2 protein-coding genes and 1 pseudogene are annotated in these 2,377 nt (G+C 60.7%); 1 reads left to right on the top strand and 2 read right to left on the bottom strand.

Features of this window, described 5'->3' with window-relative positions; translation table 11 throughout:
• Positions 1-362: 362 nt before the first annotated feature.
• Positions 363-995, top strand: a pseudogene (locus J2X09_RS26955) (SOS response-associated peptidase family protein); the annotation flags it as partial.
• 6 nt (positions 996-1,001) lie between these two features.
• Here J2X09_RS26955 and J2X09_RS26950 read toward each other — a convergent pair.
• A complete protein-coding gene (locus J2X09_RS26950; RefSeq protein WP_204735968.1) occupies positions 1,002-1,637 on the bottom strand; it encodes a hypothetical protein in 636 nt (211 codons plus the stop codon).
• A 61-nt stretch (positions 1,638-1,698) separates the two neighbouring features.
• Positions 1,699-2,377, bottom strand: a 679-nt coding sequence (locus tag J2X09_RS26945; protein WP_204735969.1) for an IS3 family transposase, incomplete at its 5' end; no start/stop codon positions are given.

The following is a 2,377-nucleotide window of genomic DNA, read 5'->3' as shown; positions in this document are numbered from 1 at the left end:
AATCTGACATTACGTTCCCATCTACATGTACGTGGGCACGTAGGCTCTCACGTCAGTGCACGAGCAGGAAGGACGTGGTTAATTGCGCGCTTACATTCCAAGAGCTTGATCTGGCTGCGAACCGCCGGTAGCTACGTTCTCGACCTCGGAATTCTGTGGACAACAGGGTGTACTTGCCGTGCTTGTCGCGTTTCGATGTCGAAGTCGGCCACGTTCTCGCGGTCCACCTCCACACACCCACACCAACAAAAAAGCCACCCTTCGGGGTGGCCCTGTCTCCTCTACGTGATGCTCAGTGGAACTGCTCTTCCTCGGTCGAACCCGTCAGCGCCTTCACGCTCGAAGAACCACCCTGGATCACCAAGCACACAAAGCGGGCCAAAGAGGATGTGCGGATTGCCGGCGACAAGATCGCGCGCGGGCTAACCAGGTTGGACGACCTGCGGCGCACCGTGCTCACACCACAAGACTCAAGGATCTACCCGGGCAACTATGCGCCGGTGATGGTCATGGAGAATGGACGGCGTGTGGTTCGGCCGATGCGCTACCAGTGCCGCCCCGCCGGTAAGCCCGCCATCTACGACATGAAGTACCCGGGCACCTACAACGCTCGGCGCGACAACCTCACGGGCTTCTGGCGTGGCCAGTTTGGTGTGACCCATGGGCTCATGGTGGTGGATGTGTTCTACGAGAACGTCAGCACGCCTGCGGGCAATGTGGTGCTGGAGTTCCGACCGCGATCGGGCGACCCCATGCTGATCGCCTGCCTGTGGTCGAGGTGGTCGGCCCCGGGGGAATCGGACCTGCTGTCGTTCGCGGCGATCACCAGTGATCCACCGCCCGAGGTCGCGGCTGCTGGGCACGACCGATGCATCGTGTACATACGGCCGGAGAATGTGGACCGGTGGCTGCGAGCTGAAGGCGGAGACGCGGAATTGCTCGCGATCCTTGATGATCCGACACCGGACTTCTACGAGTACAGGCTGGCTGCGTGATCAATCCTATGCGGGCATATCCGAGCCCTGCAGAAGCCGAATCAGTCGACGAAAATCGGAGTCGTCTGAGTCGCTTTTCCATCGGTTCACAAAGCGACACACGACCTGTAAGTTGCCCTCCTCGTAGTGACCGCTGCTGTCGATCCTATCCAGGGAGCAAAGCATTTCAGGGTCGCCCTGCTCTCCATCCAGTTCCAGAGGAAGCGAAGTGATCGCGCACGCGTTGTCTTGAGCTATGAGCAGCGCCTTGAGATAGGCCTGAAAAGCGTCTTGATCGATAAATCGATTCTCCTTGTTTTTGAGAATACGGACGACCTCTTGGCCGTTGGACGCTAGGGTGGTAGCCATCGCAGTTGTCGCCATCCGCAAAACGGTACGCTCGAGCGCACTAAAAACCGTGACCGGTGCTTTCCCCGACTTCACTTCTTTGGCTCTCCACGCCCCTCGCGAATGCCAGGGAGATAGGTCATCGCCGTTGATCAACGCTTGGGCATAGGCGGCATTGTCCTCAGCAAGCTGCTGCAGAGTGCCTTCTGTGAACAGGAACTCGCGAGCACGAGGGTGAAGAGACCTCCATACCAACCGGCCGCCCCTCTTGTTCAAGTTGGTCCATTCATGTGCCGGCTTCTGGCTCAGGAACACTCTCGCGCTCCTCCTCTCCGGCTCACTTGACTGGGCTGCTGCCGGTTTCGTTGACACCGGCCTAAGCTTCTTTAGCTTGCTCGAACTGTATGGGACTGACGTACCCGAGCGTCGAATGCCGGCGCGTCGGGTTGTAGAAGCACTCGATGTAGTCGAACACGTCTGAGCGGGCCTGCTCTCGTGTCCGGTACACCTTGCGGGCCGTGCGCTCGGTCTTGAGCGAGCTGAAGAAGCTCTCCATGGCCGAGTTGTCCCAGACCTCACCGGCTCGGCTCATGCTGCATGTGATGCCCTGTTCGTCCAGCAGCTTCTGGAAGTGCTCGCTGGTGTACTGACTGCCCTGGTCCGAGTGATGCAGCAGGGCCACTGGCTTGCCCCGGCGCCACACGGCCATCATCAGCGCGTCCACCACGAGCTGCGAGGTCATGCTCTCCTGCATCGACCAGCCCACAATGCGCCGCGAGTACAGGTCCAGTACCGCCGCCACGTACAGCCAGCCCTCGGCCGTCCAGATATAGGTGAAGTCGGCCACCCATTTCTGGTTCGGGCCGTCGGCCTGGAACTGGCGGTCCAGCACGTTGTCGGCCACCGCACTTCGCTCGCCCCGGTCCTTGGGAAGTCCACGCCGCCGGGGTCGAGCACGCAGCGCTTGCTCGCGCATGAGCCGCTCGATGCGGTGCAGCCCACAGGTCTGCCCTTGCTCCAGCACGTCGTGCCACACTCGGCGTGCGCCGTAGGTG

The organism is Hydrogenophaga laconesensis, from assembly GCF_031457235.1.
In the GTDB taxonomy this organism is placed as follows: Bacteria; Pseudomonadota; Gammaproteobacteria; order Burkholderiales; family Burkholderiaceae_C; genus Hydrogenophaga; species Hydrogenophaga laconesensis.
Note: the sequence above shows the minus strand (reverse complement) of the source record. Positions and strands in the feature narration are given on the sequence as shown.